The organism is Sandaracinobacteroides saxicola (genome assembly GCF_014117445.1).
GTDB classification, from domain to species: Bacteria; Pseudomonadota; Alphaproteobacteria; order Sphingomonadales; family Sphingomonadaceae; genus Sandaracinobacteroides_A; species Sandaracinobacteroides_A saxicola.
Window position 1 is genome coordinate 1,150,877 of record NZ_CP059851.1, and the last position, 18,315, is coordinate 1,169,191.

The window sequence follows — 18,315 nt, forward strand, 5'->3', positions numbered from 1 at the left end:
ATCGTGGTCGCGCCCGAGCGCTCATGGGGAGGGCGGCGTGGGCAGCGGCGCGATGCCCGGAAGCAGGGCGGCGAAGGCGTTGCGGTTGGTGGCGCCGAAGGAGCCGACCTCGATCACGCGACCGGTGGCGAGGTCGGTCAGCGACAGCTCGCCATTGGCCCAGGCGGTGAGGCGGAAGGGGGTTTCAGGGCTTTTGCCGGCGAGCCGCCGTTCGCGGGCGAGGCCGCGCATCACGCCACGGATGAAACCGTTGGTGCTGCCCGCCTGGACGCTGCCGGCAACGGCGCCGGTTTTGGCGTCGAGGATCTGCACGCCGCCGCCTGGCGCGTCGAGGAAGCGCAGGTCACGGCTGGCGAGCGCCTTGGTCTGCGCGGCGGCGCGCAGCGCGACCGGATCGGCGGATTGTGCGACCCAGCCGAGGCGGACGGCCGTGGTCAGCAGCAGGGTGGTGGCGATCAGGCCGCCGGCCAGCAGCAGCATGGCGCGGGGAAAGGGCTCGGCGTGGTGGTCGTGGCTCATGCCGGCTGCGCCAGGCCGCCGTGCGTGACGGGGCCTTCGGGAAGGGTGATGGGCAGGCGCTGGCCGGTCGGGACGACCTCTGCGAGGGCGCCGGCGATCAGCGTGGCGACACCGGCGGCATCGGGGATGGCGCGCAGCATCGGTTCCGGGCGGGACAGCGCCCAGGGGCGGGCATGCGGCCAGAGGTGGAACCAGCCGAGGCCGCTGCGCGTGGTGAGCGCGAGCGGGATGTCGCCGCTGCCGTCGGCATTCAGGCGCAGGCCGGCGATGTTGATCCGGAGCAGCGGGATGTTGATCGCCGTGGGCAGTGCCATGCCGATGCGTAGGACGATGCGGCGGTTGGTGAGGGTGTAGATGCTGGTGCGCGCCGACAGCAGCGCCAGGCCATGGAGCAGGCCGAGGCAGAGCGCGGCGGCGAGCGCGGTGAGCAGCAGGCCGGGGGCACTGGCCCCGGAGGCAAGCGCGGCGAGCAGGATCAGGGCGAAATAGGCGAGGATCAGCCGGACATGGAAGGCATCGCGCGCCAGCCGGCGCCAGTCGGGCGATCCCTGCCAGAGAATATGCTCTCCGGCAGGGAGCGGGCCGGGCAGGCCGCGGATGGGTTCATGGTCGAAATTGGCCATCATTCCTGTCCTAGATCAGCGGTTCGGCACGGTCCGGGGTGGCGTAGAGATAGCCGGCACCGAAATAGGCGACGATCTTCTCTTCCTCCAGCAGGGTGATCTGCTGGTCGGCGGCGAGGCGCGGCGCGCCGGCGAACTGCGCGGCGGTGACAGCGCTGACCACGACGCGGTTGCGCCCCGGCTGCACCTTGGCCATGGTCATCGGCACCAGCACGGTGCCAGCGCCATTGGCGAGGCTGACCGCCAGGTAGCGGATGAGGTGGTCGGCCTTGTCCACCCACAGGTCGCTGACGGTGCCGGCGGTGGAACCGTCCGCCCCCACCACGGCGAGGCCGCGCGGATCGCGGTCTCCGGCAAGGATGGTGACCCCATGCGTGCTGCCGATCGGCACGATGCGGGGATGGCCTTCGAAGTCGAGGTCCGGACGGTCGGCGCGGGCGGCCCAGGCGCCCGGTCCGACACCGGCGGCGAGCGGATCGCCAATGGGCACCAGCGGCGAACCGGAGAAGGGCGAGGTGCGCGCGGCGTTGGCGGGCACCGGCGCCTCGCGGTCGCGGGTGGGGGTGGTGACGTCGGGCAGGCCGTGCGGCATGCGGAAGGTCTTCGGCGTGGCGACCTGGATCGGGCTGTCGACGGGATAGAGCCGGCCGCTGAGATCATCCTCGAGCGGATAGCCCTCGCGCCGGTCTTCGCGGCGGAGGTAGATGACAAGGCCCAGGAAGAAGGCGAAGAAGGCATAGACTGTCAGCTCGGCAACATCGAGCCCGCCTACCAGATGCACATTGTCCATGGTTGCTCTCCCTCATCTTCCTAGGTTGGGAATTCACTGAGCCCGAAGCGATCCCCCGAGCGGTTGGTGCTGCGTTTCACGAGCGGCCCGATGGCCACCAGCGTGGCGAACAGCAGGCCGATTTCCAGGTGCCAGACCATCATGTAGCCGGTGGCGGGGCCGTTCAGCGCCTCCCCCAGCAGGCCACGGCTGGCGGCGTGGCCGATGACGTCGCGCAGCAGCCCGGCGAGCGCAATCCCGATCCCGGCCGCGCTGGCCTGCACCGCGCCCCAGGCGCCGAGCGCCAGGCCGGACAGGCCGCTGTTCGCCAGCGCCATGGCGGCGGTGAGCGTGCCGACCGAGAACAGCCCGCCGCCGAAGCCGACGAAGAGAACACCGATGCCGAGCAGCGACGGCGATTGCAGCGGGGAGGAGAAGATGACGAGTGCGAAGGCGCCGATGCCGACCAGGCAGCCATGGGCGGCGAGGATGTGCGGTTCGGCACCGCGGCCGAGTTGCAGGGCGGCGAACGCGAAACCGAACAGCGCCCCCAACGACCAGAGCGCGGTAAGCGCGGTGGTCTGGCCGACGGACATGCCGAGCACCTGACCGCCATAAGGTTCGACGAGCACATCCTGCATCTGGAAGGCGGCCGCCCCCAGGCCGACGGTGACGAGCAGGCGGGCAGCGCGACCGCCGCTGAGAAATTGCGACCAGGCATCGGCAAAGCGCGGGCGCGGCGTGTCGACGCGGGTGGCGTTCGGGTTCCGCCCCTCCTGTTTCCACAGCGCGACGACATTGAGGAACAGGGTGAGGACGGCGGCGCCCTGGATGACCTGGATCAGGCGGATCGCGCTGAAGTCCGACAGCAGCGCGCCGAGCAGCAGTCCGCTGAACATCATGCCGACGAGCAGCATGACATAGAGCAGGGCGACCACGCCGGGCCGCCGGTCCTCGGGAGCGAGGTCCGTGGCCAGTGCAAGGCCCGCCGTCTGAACCGTGTGCATGCCGGCACCGACCAGCAGGAAGGCGAGGGCGGCGCCGACCTCGCCGACCCAGGTGGCGCCGGTATTGTCGCCGGACATGATCAGGAGGGCGAAGGGCATGATGGCGAAGCCGCCGAATTGCAGGATGGTGCCGAACCAGAGATAGGGCACGCGCTTCCAGCCGAGGACGGCGCGATGATGGTCGGACCGGAAGCCGACGAGCGCGCGCAGCGGGGCGAGCAGCAGCGGCAGCGCGACCATGAGCGAAACCAGCCAGGCGGGCAGGCCGAGTTCGACGATCATGACCCGGTTGAGGGTGCCGACGAGGAGCACCGCCGCCATGCCGACGGTAACCTGGAACAGCGACAGGCGGATGAGGCGCGACCAGGGCAGGTCGGGGGAGGCGACATCGGCGAACGGCAGGAACTCGCGCGGGATGCGGGACCAGCGTTTGGAGAAAGGCGTGCTCATGCGGTGAGCCCGGCGGCATGGTCGAGCCGGGCGGCGCGCAGCTTCAACAGGAATTGCATGGCGTTGACGGCATAGGCGGCATAGGCGGCGAGCGCGAGCCAGAGCTGCTGCTGGGGGGAGCCATAGCCGCCGAAATGCGCCACCAGCCAGGCGCTGTGCAGTGCCAGCACCAGCATCGAGAAGACGTCCTCCCAATAAAAGGCGGGGGCAAACAGCCATTTGTCGAACACCACCTTTTCCCAGATCGAGCCGGTGATCATGATGGTGTAGAGCAGGACCACCTTCACCAGGATCGACAGGTCCGCCGCCGCGGCGCCTTCGCCGGTCAGCAGGGTTCGCAACACCAGTCCGAGGCTGATGAGGAAGGCCAGAAACTGAAGCGGCGCAAGGATGCCCTGCACCAGCGTCCAGCGGCTGCTGTCGCGGCGGCGGCGTTCCTCGGGCGTGTAGAGCGGCTTGCGCGCGGTGGCGCGGTGGCTGGCTGCTGGCCGGTCGGCTGTGTCATGCCCGTGCATCGGCGTCCTGCATCTCCCGCCCTGGCCCTGCCGGAACCCTAAGTCTGGTGGGCTGGGCTGTCAATCTGACTTTACGTCAGGAAAGTTGGACATATTCGTCCTTTGTTGCGAGATGCTGTTGCCAAGGTTGCGAAAGCAGCATAGCTTCGGCGGCGGACAAGCGGCGAAAGACCGCGGGGCGATTGCGATGGTGGTGGTATGGGCCGCCGCCCTTGCGGGGAGAACCACCGATGTGGTCGAGCGGGCGCAGCGAAGTGGAAACCGGCGGCAGCCTGGGTCATGAGGTGATGGCGATGGGGCAGGGCGCGCTGTCCCGGGTGATCGAGAATCAGATCATCCCGCGGTTGCTGATGGCGCATCGTGTCGGGGCGGCGCTGGCCGATACGCATGTCGAGATCGAGGCGCAGGATGTGATGGCGCTGGCGGAGGCCTCGGTCAGTGCGGAGGGACGCGGGGTGTCGGCGCTGATGCAACGGCTGCTGGACGGCGGCGTGACGCCCGAAGCGCTGCTGATCGATCTGGTGGCGCCAGCCGCGCGCGTGCTGGGCACCCGCTGGGAAGAGGACAGCCTGGATTTCGTGGATGTGACCATCGGCCTGTGGCGTTTGCAGGAGGTGGTGCAACTGCTCGAGTCGCGTTGCCCGGCCGTGCCGTCGGGCGGCCGGCGGGCGCTTTTCGTCTCGCTGGCTTGCGATACGCATCGGTTGGGAACAACGATTGTGGCCGACATCTTCGGCCGCGCCGGTTGGGATGTCAGCCTCGCACTGGCGGCGTCGGACATGGACGCGGCGCACATGGTGCGCGAGCGGGCCTTTGACGTGGTGGGATTGACGGTGAGCTGCGATGGCCATATCGCCGCCGCCACATCCCTGATTGCTGCGGTGCGGCATGCATCGCAGGTGCCGGGATTGAAGGTGATTGTTGGTGGCCCGCTGTTTCAACGCGATCCCGCACTGGTCCATGCCGTCGGTGCCGACGGCATGTCGGGCGACGCGCGCGACGCGGTGGCATTGGCGCAACGGTTGCTGGCGGAGGATGGCGCGGTGGCAGGCCGGGCCTGAGACGGAACGGGTGGCCTTGCCGACAGGCAGGCCGCGAACGGAATGAATGCTCCCTTGCCCGGAGACGCGCCGGTTCCATTCCGGGCGCTGCATGAAACGCTTGGCGTGCTGGGCACGGAGGCGGCGGCGACGGTTTTGGCCGCCGCCGGGGACATGACGCTGGTGATCGATCAGGACGGTGTGATCCGCGACGTGGCGCTGGGCGCGAGCGGCATGCCGGCGGCCTGGGCCGAGGAGTGGATGGACCGCCCCTGGACGGAGACGGTGACGGTCGAGAGCCGGGTGAAGATCAGCGAGATGCTGCGCGACGCGCAGGCGGAAATCAGCCCACGCTGGCGGCAGATCACGCACCGGTCGGACGCCAACGGCGAATTGCCGATGCGCTATCTGGCAACGGGGGCGGGGCATGACGGGCGGGTGATCGCGATCGGCCGGGACATGCGCGCCGAGGCGGCGATCCAGCAGCGCCTGCTGCGCGTGCAGCAGGCGATGGAGCGCGACTATGTTCGCCTGCGCCACAGCGAGCTGCGCTATCGCCTGTTGTTCGAACGTGCCGGCGAGGCGGTGTTGATCATCGATGCGGCGAGTCGGCGGGTGATGGAGGCGAATCCCGCGGCGCAGCGGCTGCTGGCGCCGGGCGGCGCCGCCCTGACCGGCAATTCCCTGCCGGCGCTGTTCGGGGACAGTGCGCGTGACACGCTGCTGACCTGGCTGGGGGCGGTGCAGGCCGGCAGCAGCGCGCCGTTGACGCTGCATCTGCCCGCCGGGGGCGATGTGCAGCTGGCGGCGAGCCTGTTCCGGCAGGAGCGGGGCAATTTCGTGCTGATCCAGATGCATGCCGCGGAGATTCGGCCGCGCGGCGATGATGGCGCGGGGCTGCTGGCACTGCTGGAGCGGATGCCCGACGCCTTTGTGGTGGCGGGGGAGGGGATGGAGATCGCCACCGCGAACAGCGCCTTTCTGGACCTGGTCGCGGTCGCGCGCCGGGAGGATGTATTGGGGGCGCCACTCGGACGGTTCCTGGGGCGTCCGGGAATCGATCTGGGGCTGTTGACGAGCGAGGTGCGCGACCATGGCGTGGTGAAGGGCTTTGCAACCGTGCTGCGCAGCATCGCCGGCGAGAGTCATGAGGTCGAAGTGTCGGCGGTGGCGGTGGAGTCGCCGGTGGCCTGCATGGGCTTTGCGCTGCGGACGGTGCGGGCGCGGGTGGATGAGACGCCGGCGGGGGATACGGCGCTGTCGCGCTCGGTCGAGCAGTTGACCGGGCTGGTCGGGCGCGTGCCGTTGAAGGACATCGTGCGGGAGAGCAGCGACCTGATCGAGCGCCTGTGCATCGAAGCGGCGCTGCGGCACAGCGGTGACAACCGGGCGGGCGCCGCGGAAATATTGGGGCTGAGCCGGCAGAGCCTGTACAGCAAGCTGCATCGGCACGGCCTGGGCAATCTGGGCGGTGATGAGGATTGAGTGTCAAGCCTGATTGACGGTTGAAACTGTCAGGCATAGCATGCGGCATGTCCTGGCTGACGCTGCCCGCCCCCGCCGCACCGCATCCGCGCGATGTGCTGGCGCTGCTGAAGCCGATCACCTGGTTTCCGCCGATGTGGGCCTTCCTGTGCGGCGTGGTGTCGTCGGGCGTGCCGCTGTCGAGTCGCTGGGGTTTCCTGCTCGCCGGCGTGCTGCTGGCGGGGCCGCTGGTGTGCGGCACCAGCCAGGCGGTGAACGACTGGTATGATCGGCATGTCGACGCCATCAACGAGCCCGACCGGCCGATTCCCTCGGGCCGCGTCGGCGGGCAATGGGGATTGTGGATCGCGGTTACCGGCTCGCTGCTGTCGGCGCTGGTGGCATGGGTGATCGGACCCTGGGTGTTCGCGGCGACCCTGCTGGGGTTGTTCTTCGCCTGGGCCTATAGCGCGCCGCCGCTGCGGCTGAAGATGAGCGGCTGGTGGGGGCCGGGTGCGGTGGCGCTGTCCTATGAGGGGCTGACCTGGTTCACGGGTGCCGCGGTGATGGCGGGCGGGCTGCCCGATGGCCGCATCCTGGCGCTGCTGCTGCTCTATAGCGCCGGTGCGCATGGCATCATGACGCTGAATGATTTCAAGGCGGTGGCCGGCGATGCGGCGATGGGCATCCGGTCGCTGCCGGTGATATTGGGCGAGGGGCGGGCGGCGCGGCTGGCATGCGCGGTGATGCTGTTGCCGCAGCTGGCGGTGGTGGCGCTGCTGCTGCGCTGGGGCCTGCCATGGCATGGCGGCGCGGTGGCGCTGCTGATCGGGTGCCAAGTGCTGGCGATGCGGCGGCTGCTGCGCGACCCGGCCCGGTTCGCGCCCTGGTACGGCGGGGCGGGCGTCGGGCCCTATGTGCTGGGGATGCTGGTGTCGGCCTTCGGGATCGGATCGTTGCTGGGGAGTGGGGCATGAGCGGGGATGGCATGCTGGGCTGGCCGGGAATCGTGCGGCTGGGGCTGGTGCAGAGCGCGCTGGGCGGGATCGTGATGCTGGCGACCTCCATCCTGAACCGCATCATGGTGGTGGAATATGCGCTGTTCGCGGCGGTGCCTGCGGGCCTGATCGCCTGGCATTTCGTGGTGCAGCTGTCGCGGCCGCGCTGGGGCTATGGCTCGGACGTGGGCGGGCGGCGGACGACGTGGATCATCGGCGGCATGGGCGTGCTGTGCATGGGCGGGCTGCTGGCGGCGAACGCCACACTGATGATGCGCGAGATGCCGCTGTGGGCGGCGGTGATGGCGTTCGTGGGTTACACCATGATCGGCGCGGGGGTGGCGGCGGCGGGGACGTCGCTGTTGGCGCTGCTGGCGACGCAGACGGCACCGGCGCGGCGGCCGGCGGCGGCGGCGCTGACCTGGATCATGATGGTGGCCGGCATCGTGGTGACGGCGGCGGTGTCGGGCAGTTTCCTGGATCCCTTCACGCCACAGCGGCTGGCCAATGTGGCGGGCACGGTGCCGCTGGCGGCGTTCCTGCTGACGCTGCTGGCGGTGTGGGGCGTGGAGAAGCCGCGGGCGGTTCCCGCGGCGGACAAGGCGCCGCCGCCGCCGTTCCGGGAAGCGGCGGCCGAGGTGTGGCAGGACGCGCAGGCGCGGCGGTTCGCCATCTTCGTGTTCCTGTCGATGCTTGCCTACAGCACGCAGGACATGATCCTGGAGCCGTTCGCGGGGCTGGTGTTCAACTTCACCCCGGGGGCTTCGACCAAGCTGTCGTCGGTGCAGCATATGGGCGTGCTGCTGGGCATGATCCTGGTGGGGGTGGGGGGTCGTGCCTTCACCCGGCGGGGCGGCGCGGGGCTGAAGCGCTGGGTGATGCTGGGCTGCCTGGGATCGGCGCTGGCGCTGACCGGGCTGGGGCTGGGAGCGCTGGCGGGGCCTGGGTGGCCGTTGAAGGCGAATGTCTTCCTGCTGGGGTTCGGCAACGGGGTTTTCGCGGTCTCCGCCATCGCGGCGATGATGGACCTGGCCGGCATGGGAACGCCAGGGCGGGAGGGGATGCGCATGGGCATCTGGGGCGCGGCCCAGGCGGTGGCGTTCGGCGCCGGCGGCCTGCTGGGCGCGGTGGGCGTGGACATGGGCCGGCAGCTGCTGGGGTCGACGCCGGAGGCATTCCTGCTGGTGTTTTCAGCGGAGGCATTGATGTTCCTGGGCGCGGCGATGCTGGCGCGGCGGATCGACATGGCGGGGAACGCCGAGGCACGGAAAGAGGAGCTGGCATATGGCTGAGCGGTTCGATGTGGTGGTGGTGGGCGGCGGGCCAGCGGGCGCGACCGCGGCGACCGACCTGGCGCGGGCGGGCGTGCATGTCTTGCTGCTGGATCGCGCCGGCCGGGTGAAACCCTGCGGCGGGGCAATCCCGCCCAAGGCGATCGAGGATTTCGACATTCCGCCGCACATGCTGGTGGCGCGGGCGACCTCCGCCCGGATGGTCGCGCCGTCGTCTCGGACGGTGGACATGCCGGTGGGCGACGGGTTCGTGGGCATGGTGGACCGCGAACATTATGACGAGTGGCTGCGGGCACGGGCGGCGCTGGCGGGGGCGGAACGGCGGACCGGCGGTTTCGAGCGTATCGTGCGCGAGGACGTGCGCACCTTCGTGGAGTATCGTGTCGGCCGCGGTGGCCCGCAGGCGCGGGTGGAGACGAAGCTGGTGATCGGCGCCGACGGCGCGCGATCGGCGGTGGCGTGCGCGGAGATCGCCGGCGCGGACCGGATGCCATGCGTGTTCGCCTATCACGAGATCATCGAGACGCCGGCGAACGACTTCGACGGCAGCCGCTGCGACGTCTGGTACCAGGGGCATGTGTCGCCGGACTTTTATGGCTGGGTGTTCCCGCATGGCGAGACCACGAGCGTCGGCGTGGGCAGCGCCAACAAGGGTTTTGCCCTGCGCAACGCGGTGGGCGCGCTGCGCGCGGCGAGCGGGCTGACCGATGCCGAAACCGTCCGCGGCGAGGGCGCGCCGATTCCATTGAAGCCTTTGGACCGATGGGACAATGGCCGCGATGTGGTGGTGGTGGGTGACGCCGCCGGGGTGGTGGCGCCGGCATCGGGCGAGGGGATTTTCTATGCCATGACCTCGGGCCGGATGGCGGCGGACGTGGCCGTCCGATTCCTGGCGACGGGCGACGCGCGGCTGCTGCGGCAGGTGCGCAAGCAATTCATGGCGGCGCATGGCCGCGTGTTCTGGGTGCTGCGGATGATGCAGTATTTCTGGTACAGCAGCGACAAGCGGCGCGAACGCTTCGTGCACATGTGCGCCGACAAGGATGTGCAGGCGCTGACCTGGCAGGCCTATATGCACAAGAAGCTGGTGAAGGCCCGGCCGGCGGCGCATGCGCGCATCTTCTTCAAGGACATGGGGCACCTGATCGCCAGTGCGGTGCGCTGATTGACGACGCTGCCGGTCGATATCGTGCTGGCTGTGTTGCTGGTGGAGGCGGGCGTGCTGCTGGCGCGACGGGTGGCGCTGGCGGACGTGCTGGCGGCGCTGCTGCCGGGCGCGGCGATGCTGCTGGCGCTGCGGGCGGTGCTGTCAGGGCAGGGAACGGGCGCCGCCATGATTTGGCTGGCGGTTTCCGGCCTTATCCATGCATGGGATTTATACCGCCGCGGCTGGCTGAAAAAGCCGCGGCGTTAACAAGCGTTTAGCCGCCGTTCGCCTTCAGGAAGGCGATCAGGTTGGCGCGGCGCTGCGGATCCTTGATGCCGGCGAACGCCATGGTGGTGCCGGGGATGGTGCGGCGCGGGTTTTCCAGATATTTGAAGAGATTGGCTTCGGTCCAGACGATACCGCTGCTGGCATTGGCCTTGGAATATTTGAAGTTCGGAACCGACCCGGATTTGCGGCCGATGATGCGGGCGAGCGAGGGGCCGATCTTGTTCTGGCCGGGTTTCAGCGAGTGGCAGGCGGAGCATTGCACGAACACCGCCTTGCCGGCGGCGGCATCGCCCTTTGGCATCGCCTGCGCCGAGACGGGGGCGGCGGCGAGGGCGAAAAGCAGGGGGAGGACGCGCATATTTGCTCCTTTGCAACAAAGTCTTGGCCTTGCCAAAGGGCAGGACGGTGCCGCTGTCAAGGATTTTGGCAATCGGGGACAGCGGCGTGGTGCCGCAAGGGGTCAGGCGCCGCCATTGGCCTTGATGTAGGCGATGACGTCGGCGCGTTTCTGCGGATCAGGGAAGCCGGCGAATGCCATCTTCGTCCCCGGGACGGTCTTCTTGGGTCCGGCGAGATATTCGAACAGCTTCGCCTCGGTCCAGACGATGCCGCTCTTCTTGTTGGCGGCGGAATAATTATAGCCCGGGACGCTGCCGGCGGTGCGGCCGATGACCTTGGCGAGCGAAGGGCCGACCATGTTCTTGCCCGGCGTGAGCGTGTGGCATGCCTTGCATTGCAGGAAGAGCTTGGCGCCGTTTGCCGCGTTGCCTTTCATGCTGGCGTAGGTCTGCGCGGAAACGGGAGTAGCGAGCGCGGTGGCGATCAGCGCGAGATGGACGGTATTCAGCTTCATGCGGCACTCCCATGATGACAGCTTATACTGCACCATGGGGCTTAACAGTGCGTGAAGGTTTCGCAAGACGTTTCCATGCCGATAGGCTAGTCTCTCTCATTCTTCACAGGGGCGTGTGGAGATGAGGGAAGTTTATGAATGATTTGTCATTTCCGCGGGCCCCGGGGTGGCGTTTCCATCCCGATCGCGACCGGCTGATCGCCGAGGCGCATGCCCGCCCCTATACCCCGATGCCGGTGCCCGCGATCGCGACGCGCATTGCGACACTGTCGGGGCAGGATGCAGCGGCGGACGACCGGGCGCACATGGCGGCGCTGTGCCGGAAATATGGCGCCGCGGTGCCGGCGGATGATGCCAAATGGTGCGCGCTGGACGCCGGCGTCTGGCAGCTGCGCTGGGAGCGGCATACCGAATTTTCGACCTGGACCTTCTTCCGCTCGGCGCAGCGCGCGCATCCCTTCCTGGAGACCGCGACCGAGCAGGTGCCGGCGGACTGGCTGGCAGGGCTGCCGGGTGAGGTGCTGGTGGCGACGACGCTGGAAATCCGCAGCCGGGAGGGCGCGCCGTCCCCGCTGGGGATGCTGGGGGGCGATGCGATCGGCGCGCAGCTGCTGGACGGGGCGGTGACGATCTACACCGATTGCCGGCCGGACGCGCTGGGGATGACCCGCTTCCTGGGCCTGGATTCGAGCAATGATCCGGGGTTGTGCGGACGGGTGGCGCGCAGCCTGCTGGAGATCGAGACCTATCGCATGATGGCGCTGCTGGCCTTCCCGCTTGCCGGCGAGGCGACGGGCGAGGTGGCGTTGATCGAGCGCGAGGCGGCGGAGCTGGCGGCGCAGCTGGCGCAGGAGGCGGATGCCGACGCCGACCGGCGGCTGCTGGCGCGCCTGGCGGAGCTGGCGGGCGAGGCGGAACAGCTGAACGCGCGGACGAGTTTCCGCTTCAACGCCGCGACCGCCTATTACCGGATCGTGCTCGACCGGATCGCCGGATTGCGGGAGGTGCGGATCGAGGGGTTGCAGACGCTGGGCGAGTTCATGGAGCGGCGGCTGGGGCCGGCGATGCGCACCTGCGACACGGTGGCGGAGCGGGAGCGCGACGTGATCGCGCGGATCGCCCGCACCGAGCAGATGCTGAACACCCGGGTGGAGGTGGCGGCGGAGGCGACGAGCGCGGCGCTGCTCGCCTCGATGGACCGGCGGTCCGACCAGCAGCTGCGGTTGCAGCGCACGGTCGAGGGCCTGTCGGTGGTGGCGATGACCTATTATGCGGTCGGGCTGCTGGGCTATGTGTTCAAGGCGCTGCATGACCGGGTGCCGCAGCTCGATCCGGCGGTGGCGACGGCGCTGTCGGTGCCGCTGGTGCTGGGGGTGGCGTGGCTGGCGCTGCGGCGGGTGCGGGAGACGATGCTGCGCGATTAGCTTCACATTGCCTTTTCGCCGGCGCGCGCCTATGTGCGGCGCTTCCGATTTTCCGTCCGAGACCCGATCCATGCTGATGACCTTTCTGCTCGTCGTTCACACGCTGCTGGCGCTGGCGCTGGTGGGGGTGATCCTGATCCAGAAGTCCGAGGGCGGCGGGCTGGGAATCGGCGGCGGCTCGACGGGTGGCCTGGTGTCGGCGCGGGGCGCGGCGGATCTGCTGACACGCTCCACCACCGCGCTGGCGACGCTGTTCATCGTCACCAGCCTGCTGCTTGCCTTCCTGGCGGCGGGGCAGGGCAAGAAGGCGACGACGATCGATACGTCGCTCGCGCGGCAGACCGCGCCGGCGTCACCGATCGGGCCGCTTCCTGGTGCCCCCGCGGTGCCCGCGACTCCCGCGCCGGCGGCCCCGGCCCCTGCGGATTCGGTGCCGCTGCAGAAATAGGGCGGCGATTCGTCCCCAGTTTTTTGCGGTGCGAACGGGTGACAAGGCGGCGGGGCACGGCTAAGCCTGTTCTCCCATGACCCGGTTCATTTTCATCACCGGCGGCGTGGTATCCTCGCTTGGCAAAGGTCTGATGGCAGCGTCGCTGGCGGCGCTGTTGCAGGCGCGGGGATATCGTGTGCGCATCCGCAAGTTCGATCCCTATCTGAACGTCGATCCGGGGACGATGAGCCCCTACCAGCACGGCGAGGTCTATGTGACCGACGACGGCGCCGAGACCGACCTCGACCTCGGCCATTATGAGCGCTTCACCGGCGTGTCGGCGCGGCAGTCCGACAATGTGACGTCGGGACGGATTTACCAGCAGATCATCGCGCGGGAACGGCGCGGCGACTATCTGGGCGCGACGGTGCAGGTGATCCCGCATGTGACCGATGCGATCAAGGCGTTCGCGCGGGCGGAAACCGACGACCTGGATTTCGTGCTGTGCGAGATCGGCGGCACGGTGGGAGACATCGAATCGCTGCCGTTCATCGAGGCGATCCGGCAGCTGCGCAACGACCTGGGGCGCGGTCAGAGCGTGTCCGTCCATGTCACGCTGGTGCCGTTCATCGCGGCGGCGGGCGAGCTGAAGACCAAGCCGACGCAGCACAGCGTGCGCGAGCTGGCGGCGCTGGGGGTGCAGCCCGACGTGCTGGTGTGCCGGTGCGAACGGCCGCTGCCCGATGGCGAAAAGGCGAAGATCGCGCTGTTCTGCAACGTGCGGCGGGAGGCGGTGATCGCGGCGCTGGACGCGCCCAGCATCTATGCCGTGCCACTGCAATATCATGCCGAGGGACTGGACGACGAGGTGCTGCGGGCGTTCGATATCGAGCCGGCGGCGACGCCCGACCTGCGGCGCTGGAGCGACGTGCAGGAGCGGCTGGCGAACCCGGAGGGCGAGGTGACGATCGGCGTGGTGGGCAAATATGTCGGCCTGCCGGACGCCTACAAGTCCTTGAACGAGGCCCTGGTGCATGGCGGCATCGCCAACCGGGTGAAGGTGAAGGTGCAGTGGATCGATGCCGAGCTGTTCGAGGCGCCGGACGGCGATGTGGCGGCGCGCCTGGAGCCGATGCACGGCATCCTGGTGCCCGGCGCCTTTGGCGAGCGCGGCGCGGAGGGCAAGATCGCCAGCATCCGCTTTGCCCGCGAGCGGCGGGTGCCGTTTTTCGGCATCTGTTTCGGCATGCAGATGGCGTGCGTCGAGGCGGCGCGCAATCTGGTGGGGGAGGCGGCGGCGACCTCGACCGAATTCCGCGAGAAGGATGATCCGCCGGTCGCCGACCCGGTGGTGGGGATGATCAGCGAGTGGATGAGCGCGGAAGGGTTGCAGCGACGCGCCGAGGGCGGCGATCTGGGCGGCACGATGCGGCTGGGCGCCTATGAGGCCGAGCTGGGCGGCAACAGCCATGTCGCGGGCATCTATGGCGCGACCAGCATCAGCGAGCGGCACCGGCACCGCTATGAGGTGAACCTGGCGTGGCGGGAGCGGCTGGAGGCGCAGGGGCTGCTGTTCAGCGGCATGTCGCCCGACGGGCAGCTGCCCGAGATCGTCGAGCGGCCGGACCATCCCTGGTTCGTGGGGGTGCAGTTCCATCCCGAGCTGAAGAGCCGGCCGTTCGAGCCGCATCCGCTGTTCGCCAGCTTCGTGGCGGCGGCGCTGAAGCAGAGCCGGTTGGTGTAGCACCGGCAAAATGGCGTTTCACCCATGAACAGCACATGGGCGAAACGGCGCTTCACCAACAAAACGGCCGGGAAGGGGTGCTTCCCGGCCGCCTTCGTGACGAAAGTCATGAGCCGGCCCTACCCCGGCTAAACCCTGAACCCTGGCCGCTTTGCGCCGCTCTCGGTCACTGGACGCTAGGACGGGGTGGGGCATCTGTCATCGGGCAATATGACCCGTTCATGACAAATGGCGCGGCTGTTGCAGGCTTGCCACAGGGGGGTGGTGGGGTTGGTCGCGGAAAGCGGTTTGCAGGCAGGGCGCTATCGCCTAGGGACGGTGCCATGTTGATGTCCCGCACTTTTCTTCCCGTGATGCGCGAAACGCCCAGCGACGCGCAGATCGTCAGCCACCAGTTGATGCTGCGCGCCGGCCTTATCCGCCAGACCGCGGCGGGGATCTATGCCTGGCTGCCGCTGGGTCTGCGCGTGCTGCGGCGGATCGAGGCGGTGGTGCGGCGCGAGCAGGACCGCGCCGGCGCGATCGAGATGCTGATGCCGGTGGTGCAGTCGGCGGACCTGTGGCGGCAGTCGGGCCGCTATGACGCCTATGGGCCGGAGATGCTGCGCTTTGCCGACCGGCACGGGCGCGACATGCTGTTCGGCCCGACCAACGAGGAGATGATCACGGCGCTGTTCCGCGACGGGGTGCGCAGCTACCGCGACCTGCCGCGCACGCTCTATCATATCCAGTGGAAGTTCCGCGATGAGGTGCGGCCGCGGTTCGGGGTGATGCGCGGGCGCGAGTTCCTGATGAAGGATGCCTATAGCTTCGACCTGGACGAGGCCGGCGGGCGGGCGAGTTATGATGCGATGTTCACGTCCTATCTGAAGACCTTCGCGGTGCTGGGGCTGCGGGCGGTGCCGGTGCGGGCGCCGACCGGGCCGATCGGTGGCGACCTGAGCCACGAGTTCCATATCCTGGCGGATACCGGGGAGAGCGAAGTCTATTATGACGCTGCGCTGGATGCCGTTGACCTCAGCGATCCGGACGCGCCGGCGACGTTGCGGCGGCTCTATGCCATGGAGGCGGAGGAGCATGAGAAGGTGCTGGCGGGGGCGGGCTGCCCGGTGCCGGCGGAACGGCTGGCGAAGCGGCGCGGCATCGAGGTGGGGCATATCTTTTTCTTCGGCACCAAATATTCGGACGCGATGGGGCTGAGCGTGCAGGGCCGTGACGGCGCGCCGGTGGTGCCCTTGATGGGGAGCTATGGCATCGGCGTGAGCCGGTTGATGGGGGCGATCATCGAGGCGAGCCATGACGCGAACGGCATCATCTGGCCGGAGAGCGTGGCGCCTTATGATGTCGGGCTGGTGAATTTGCGGCCCGATGATGCCGGCGTGCGCGCGGCGGCGGATGATGTGCAGGGGCGGCTGGAGGCAGCGGGGAAGAGCGTGCTGCACGATGAGCGCGATGCGCGGCCGGGCGAGAAGTTCGCGACGATGGACCTGATCGGACTGCCCTGGCAGGTGACGGTGGGGCCGAAGGGGGTGGCCGCGGGCACGGTGGAGCTGAAGCGGCGGGCGACGGGGGAGAAGGCGGAGCTGAGTTTGGAGAGTGCGCTGGCGCGGATTGCCGGCTGATGGCGCCTGCGCGGCCCCACCCTCACCCCGCTCGGCTTCGCCGAGTCGCCCTCTCCCCAGACCACCCCGCGAACAAGTTCGCGGGGACCCCGGATCAAGGGAGAGGGGGATGATTCTTCGGTGGGAGCGGATGATCGCGGCGCGCTACCTTCGGCCGGGGGAGGGGGAACGGTTCATCTTCCTGGTGGCCGGCGTGAGCTTGCTGGCGGTGGCGCTGGGGGTGGCGGCGCTGATCGCGGTGATGAGCGTGATGAACGGCTTTCGCGCCGAGCTGTTCGACCGCATCCAGGGGCTGAACGGCCATGCGGTGGCGCAGGGCTTTGGCGGCCGGCTGGAGGATTGGCGCGGGGTGGCGGCGCGGGCGACGGCGCTGCCGGGCGTGGTGAGCGCCACGCCGCTCATTGAGGCGCCGCTGATGGCGAGTTTCGGCACGCGGGTGGAAGGCGCGCTGGTGCGCGGCATGACGATGGCCGACATCGCGCGGACGCCGGTGATCGCCGACAATGTGAAGGCGGGCAGCCTGAAGGCCCTGGCGGAGCCGGACACGGTGGCGGTGGGGGCGCAACTGGCGCAGAGCCTGGGGGTGCAGGTGGGGGACAGCCTGTCGCTCATCAGCCCGGCCGGCGAGGTGACGCCGTTCGGCACGGTGCCGCGCATCGTCAGCTATCGTGTGGGCGCGATCTTCGAGGTGGGCATCTTCGATTATGACAAGGCGTTCGTGCTGATGGCGATGCCGACGGCGCAGACGCTGTTCAACCTGGGCGATGCCGTGGGCATGGTGGAGATCAAGACAGAGGATGCCGATCGTGTCGCGAGCATCCTGGCGCCGCTGGGGCGGGAGCTTCTGGGGAAGGGCGTGCTGACCGACTGGCGGCAGATGAACAGCGCGCTGTTCGAGGCGCTGGTGGTCGAACGGACGGTGATGTTCTGGGTGCTGTCGATCATCATCCTGGTGGCGGTGTTCAACATCCTGTCCTCGCTGATCATGCTGGTGCGGGCGAAGACGCGGGACATCGCGATCCTGCGGACGATGGGGGCCGGGCGCGCCGCGCTGATGCGGGTGTTCATGACGGTGGGGACGCTGATCGGGGTGGCGGGCGTGGCGCTGGGGCTGGTGCTGGGGTTCACGGTGCTGGCGTTCCGGCAGGGCATCGTCAGCGGGTTCAGCCGGCTGACGGGGACGGAATTGTGGGACCCGTCGATCCGCTACCTGACCGAATTGCCGAGCAAGACCGATCCGGGCGAGGTGGTGGGGATCGTGCTGCTGGCGGTGGGGTTGAGTTTCCTGGCGACGATTTACCCCGCGTGGAAGGCGGCGAGCACGGACCCGGTGAGCGTGCTGCGTTATGAGTGAGGCAGGCGTTGCCGGCTCCCTCCGCTCGGCTGACGCCGGATCGCTTCCCCGTGCCGGGGGAGAGGCGCTGGCGCTGGTCGGGCTGACGCGGCGGTTCGCGCAGGGGGGAGAGGCGATCGAGGTCTTGCGGGGAGTGGACCTGACGCTGGCGCGCGGCGAGATCGTGGCGTTGCTGGGGCCGTCGGGGAGTGGGAAATCGACGCTGTTGCAGGCGGCGGGGTTGCTGGAGGGGGGGTTCGGCGGGCACATCCGCATCGACGGCGTGGAAGCGGCGGGCCTGGACGACAGCGGGCGGACGGCGCTGCGGCGGGACAGGCTGGGGTTCGTGTACCAGTTTCACCATCTGCTGCCGGATTTTTCGGCGCTGGAGAATGTGGTGCTGCCGCAGCTGGTGGCGGGGGCGCGGACCGACGCGGCGCGGGCGCGGGCGGCGGACCTGCTGGAGGCGCTGGGGCTGGGGCACCGGTTGACGCACCGGCCGAGCCAGCTTTCGGGCGGCGAGCAGCAGCGGGTGGCGGTGGCGCGCGCGCTGGCGACGCGGCCGGTGCTGGTGCTGGCGGACGAACCGACCGGCAACCTGGACGAGGGGACCGCCTCGCTGGTGCTGGACGCCTTTCTGGCGCAGGTGCGGGGCGAAGGCGCGGCGGCGCTGGTGGCGACGCACAATGAGGCGCTCGCCAGCCGCATGGACCGGGTGGTTCGGCTGCATGAGGGGCGGCTGGCCTGATCGGGCTGCCCCGCGTTGGGCCGGTTATCCACAAGGGAGTGAGCCGGCG

The 18,315-nt window shown here is 69.1% G+C and carries 19 protein-coding genes; 12 read left to right on the forward strand and 7 right to left on the reverse strand.

Going from position 1 to position 18,315, the window contains the following annotated elements; translation table 11 throughout:
• Positions 1 to 21: 21 nt before the first annotated feature.
• From puhC to bchF, 5 genes are read right to left on the reverse strand one after another with little or no spacing between them, the layout of a single operon-like run.
• Positions 22 to 519, reverse strand: a complete 498-nt coding sequence (puhC, locus tag H3309_RS05795; RefSeq protein WP_182297801.1) for a photosynthetic complex assembly protein PuhC — start codon at positions 517 to 519, stop codon at positions 22 to 24.
• Positions 516 to 1,145, reverse strand: a complete 630-nt coding sequence (puhB, locus tag H3309_RS05800) for a photosynthetic complex putative assembly protein PuhB (RefSeq protein WP_182297802.1) — start codon at positions 1,143 to 1,145, stop codon at positions 516 to 518. Before puhB ends, puhC begins: the two co-directional genes overlap by 4 nt.
• A 7-nt stretch (positions 1,146 to 1,152) precedes the next feature.
• Positions 1,153 to 1,932 (reverse strand): photosynthetic reaction center subunit H, encoded by a 780-nt coding sequence (puhA, locus tag H3309_RS05805; protein ID WP_182297803.1) that lies wholly within the window; start codon positions 1,930 to 1,932, stop codon positions 1,153 to 1,155.
• Positions 1,933 to 1,952: 20 nt separating this feature from the next.
• Complete coding sequence (locus H3309_RS05810; RefSeq protein ID WP_182297804.1) at positions 1,953 to 3,368, reverse strand: MFS transporter; 1,416 nt, start codon at positions 3,366 to 3,368, stop codon at positions 1,953 to 1,955.
• Positions 3,365 to 3,883, reverse strand: coding sequence for a 2-vinyl bacteriochlorophyllide hydratase (gene bchF / locus H3309_RS05815; protein WP_182297805.1), 519 nt, complete (start codon positions 3,881 to 3,883; stop codon positions 3,365 to 3,367). Before bchF ends, H3309_RS05810 begins: the two co-directional genes overlap by 4 nt.
• A 230-nt stretch (positions 3,884 to 4,113) precedes the next feature.
• On the opposite strand from bchF, the gene H3309_RS05820 reads away from it, so the two are divergent.
• The 6 genes from H3309_RS05820 to H3309_RS05845 are packed head-to-tail and all read left to right on the forward strand — an operon-like array spanning position 4,114 to position 10,091.
• Entirely contained in the window at positions 4,114 to 4,944 is an 831-nt protein-coding gene (locus H3309_RS05820) for a cobalamin B12-binding domain-containing protein (RefSeq protein ID WP_182297806.1), read from the forward strand.
• 42 nt (positions 4,945 to 4,986) lie between these two features.
• Positions 4,987 to 6,408, forward strand: a complete 1,422-nt coding sequence (gene ppsR, locus H3309_RS05825; protein ID WP_182297807.1) for a transcriptional regulator PpsR — start codon at positions 4,987 to 4,989, stop codon at positions 6,406 to 6,408.
• A gap of 47 nt (positions 6,409 to 6,455) precedes the next feature.
• The gene (chlG, locus tag H3309_RS05830) at positions 6,456 to 7,364 is read left to right on the forward strand and encodes a chlorophyll synthase ChlG (RefSeq protein ID WP_182297808.1); all 909 of its coding nucleotides are present in this window, start codon (positions 6,456 to 6,458) and stop codon (positions 7,362 to 7,364) included.
• A complete protein-coding gene (locus tag H3309_RS05835) occupies positions 7,361 to 8,677 on the forward strand; it encodes a BCD family MFS transporter (RefSeq protein ID WP_182297809.1) in 1,317 nt (438 codons plus the stop codon). Before chlG ends, H3309_RS05835 begins: the two co-directional genes overlap by 4 nt.
• Positions 8,670 to 9,842, forward strand: a complete 1,173-nt coding sequence (locus H3309_RS05840; protein ID WP_182297810.1) for a geranylgeranyl diphosphate reductase — start codon at positions 8,670 to 8,672, stop codon at positions 9,840 to 9,842. Before H3309_RS05835 ends, H3309_RS05840 begins: the two co-directional genes overlap by 8 nt.
• A complete protein-coding gene (locus tag H3309_RS05845; RefSeq protein ID WP_182297811.1) occupies positions 9,843 to 10,091 on the forward strand; it encodes a hypothetical protein in 249 nt (82 codons plus the stop codon). It begins immediately after the preceding gene.
• Positions 10,092 to 10,098: 7 nt separating this feature from the next.
• Here H3309_RS05845 and H3309_RS05850 read toward each other — a convergent pair whose 3' ends face one another.
• The gene (locus H3309_RS05850; RefSeq protein WP_182297812.1) at positions 10,099 to 10,470 is read right to left on the reverse strand and encodes a c-type cytochrome; all 372 of its coding nucleotides are present in this window, start codon (positions 10,468 to 10,470) and stop codon (positions 10,099 to 10,101) included.
• Positions 10,471 to 10,572: 102 nt separating this feature from the next.
• Positions 10,573 to 10,965, reverse strand: coding sequence for a c-type cytochrome (locus H3309_RS05855; protein WP_182297813.1), 393 nt, complete (start codon positions 10,963 to 10,965; stop codon positions 10,573 to 10,575).
• Between the two features lie 134 nt (positions 10,966 to 11,099).
• On the opposite strand from H3309_RS05855, the gene H3309_RS05860 reads away from it, so the two are divergent.
• The 6 genes from H3309_RS05860 (at position 11,100) to H3309_RS05885 (ending at position 18,266) form a co-directional block, all read left to right on the forward strand.
• A complete protein-coding gene (locus tag H3309_RS05860) occupies positions 11,100 to 12,389 on the forward strand; it encodes a DUF3422 family protein (RefSeq protein ID WP_182297814.1) in 1,290 nt (429 codons plus the stop codon).
• Between the two features lie 76 nt (positions 12,390 to 12,465).
• Positions 12,466 to 12,837, forward strand: coding sequence for a preprotein translocase subunit SecG (gene secG, locus H3309_RS05865; protein WP_450097662.1), 372 nt, complete (start codon positions 12,466 to 12,468; stop codon positions 12,835 to 12,837).
• A gap of 76 nt (positions 12,838 to 12,913) precedes the next feature.
• Positions 12,914 to 14,563 (forward strand): CTP synthase, encoded by a 1,650-nt coding sequence (locus H3309_RS05870; RefSeq protein ID WP_182297815.1) that lies wholly within the window; start codon positions 12,914 to 12,916, stop codon positions 14,561 to 14,563.
• 323 nt (positions 14,564 to 14,886) lie between these two features.
• A complete protein-coding gene (gene proS, locus H3309_RS05875; RefSeq protein WP_182297816.1) occupies positions 14,887 to 16,185 on the forward strand; it encodes a proline--tRNA ligase in 1,299 nt (432 codons plus the stop codon).
• 109 nt (positions 16,186 to 16,294) lie between these two features.
• Positions 16,295 to 17,539, forward strand: a complete 1,245-nt coding sequence (locus tag H3309_RS05880) for a lipoprotein-releasing ABC transporter permease subunit (protein WP_182297817.1) — start codon at positions 16,295 to 16,297, stop codon at positions 17,537 to 17,539.
• A complete protein-coding gene (locus H3309_RS05885; protein WP_182297818.1) occupies positions 17,532 to 18,266 on the forward strand; it encodes an ABC transporter ATP-binding protein in 735 nt (244 codons plus the stop codon). Before H3309_RS05880 ends, H3309_RS05885 begins: the two co-directional genes overlap by 8 nt.
• Positions 18,267 to 18,315: the final 49 nt, after the last annotated feature.

Bases quoted from the DNA above. Each gene is read 5' to 3' on its own strand.
- puhA (WP_182297803.1), bottom strand. From the start codon at position 1,932: ATGGACAATGTGCATCTGGTAGGCGGGCTCGATGTTGCCGAGCTGACA.
- ppsR (WP_182297807.1), top strand. From the start codon at position 4,987: ATGAATGCTCCCTTGCCCGGAGACGCGCCGGTTCCATTCCGGGCGCTG.
- secG (WP_450097662.1), top strand. From the start codon at position 12,466: ATGACCTTTCTGCTCGTCGTTCACACGCTGCTGGCGCTGGCGCTGGTG.
- proS (WP_182297816.1), top strand. From the start codon at position 14,887: ATGTTGATGTCCCGCACTTTTCTTCCCGTGATGCGCGAAACGCCCAGC.
- chlG (WP_182297808.1), top strand. From the start codon at position 6,456: ATGTCCTGGCTGACGCTGCCCGCCCCCGCCGCACCGCATCCGCGCGAT.
- H3309_RS05885 (WP_182297818.1), top strand. From the start codon at position 17,532: ATGAGTGAGGCAGGCGTTGCCGGCTCCCTCCGCTCGGCTGACGCCGGA.
- puhB (WP_182297802.1), bottom strand. From the start codon at position 1,145: ATGATGGCCAATTTCGACCATGAACCCATCCGCGGCCTGCCCGGCCCG.
- H3309_RS05855 (WP_182297813.1), bottom strand. From the start codon at position 10,965: ATGAAGCTGAATACCGTCCATCTCGCGCTGATCGCCACCGCGCTCGCT.
- H3309_RS05860 (WP_182297814.1), top strand. From the start codon at position 11,100: ATGAATGATTTGTCATTTCCGCGGGCCCCGGGGTGGCGTTTCCATCCC.
- H3309_RS05840 (WP_182297810.1), top strand. From the start codon at position 8,670: ATGGCTGAGCGGTTCGATGTGGTGGTGGTGGGCGGCGGGCCAGCGGGC.
- H3309_RS05835 (WP_182297809.1), top strand. From the start codon at position 7,361: ATGAGCGGGGATGGCATGCTGGGCTGGCCGGGAATCGTGCGGCTGGGG.
- bchF (WP_182297805.1), bottom strand. From the start codon at position 3,883: ATGCACGGGCATGACACAGCCGACCGGCCAGCAGCCAGCCACCGCGCC.
- H3309_RS05880 (WP_182297817.1), top strand. From the start codon at position 16,295: ATGATTCTTCGGTGGGAGCGGATGATCGCGGCGCGCTACCTTCGGCCG.
- H3309_RS05820 (WP_182297806.1), top strand. From the start codon at position 4,114: ATGTGGTCGAGCGGGCGCAGCGAAGTGGAAACCGGCGGCAGCCTGGGT.
- H3309_RS05810 (WP_182297804.1), bottom strand. From the start codon at position 3,368: ATGAGCACGCCTTTCTCCAAACGCTGGTCCCGCATCCCGCGCGAGTTC.
- puhC (WP_182297801.1), bottom strand. From the start codon at position 519: ATGAGCCACGACCACCACGCCGAGCCCTTTCCCCGCGCCATGCTGCTG.
- H3309_RS05870 (WP_182297815.1), top strand. From the start codon at position 12,914: ATGACCCGGTTCATTTTCATCACCGGCGGCGTGGTATCCTCGCTTGGC.
- H3309_RS05850 (WP_182297812.1), bottom strand. From the start codon at position 10,470: ATGCGCGTCCTCCCCCTGCTTTTCGCCCTCGCCGCCGCCCCCGTCTCG.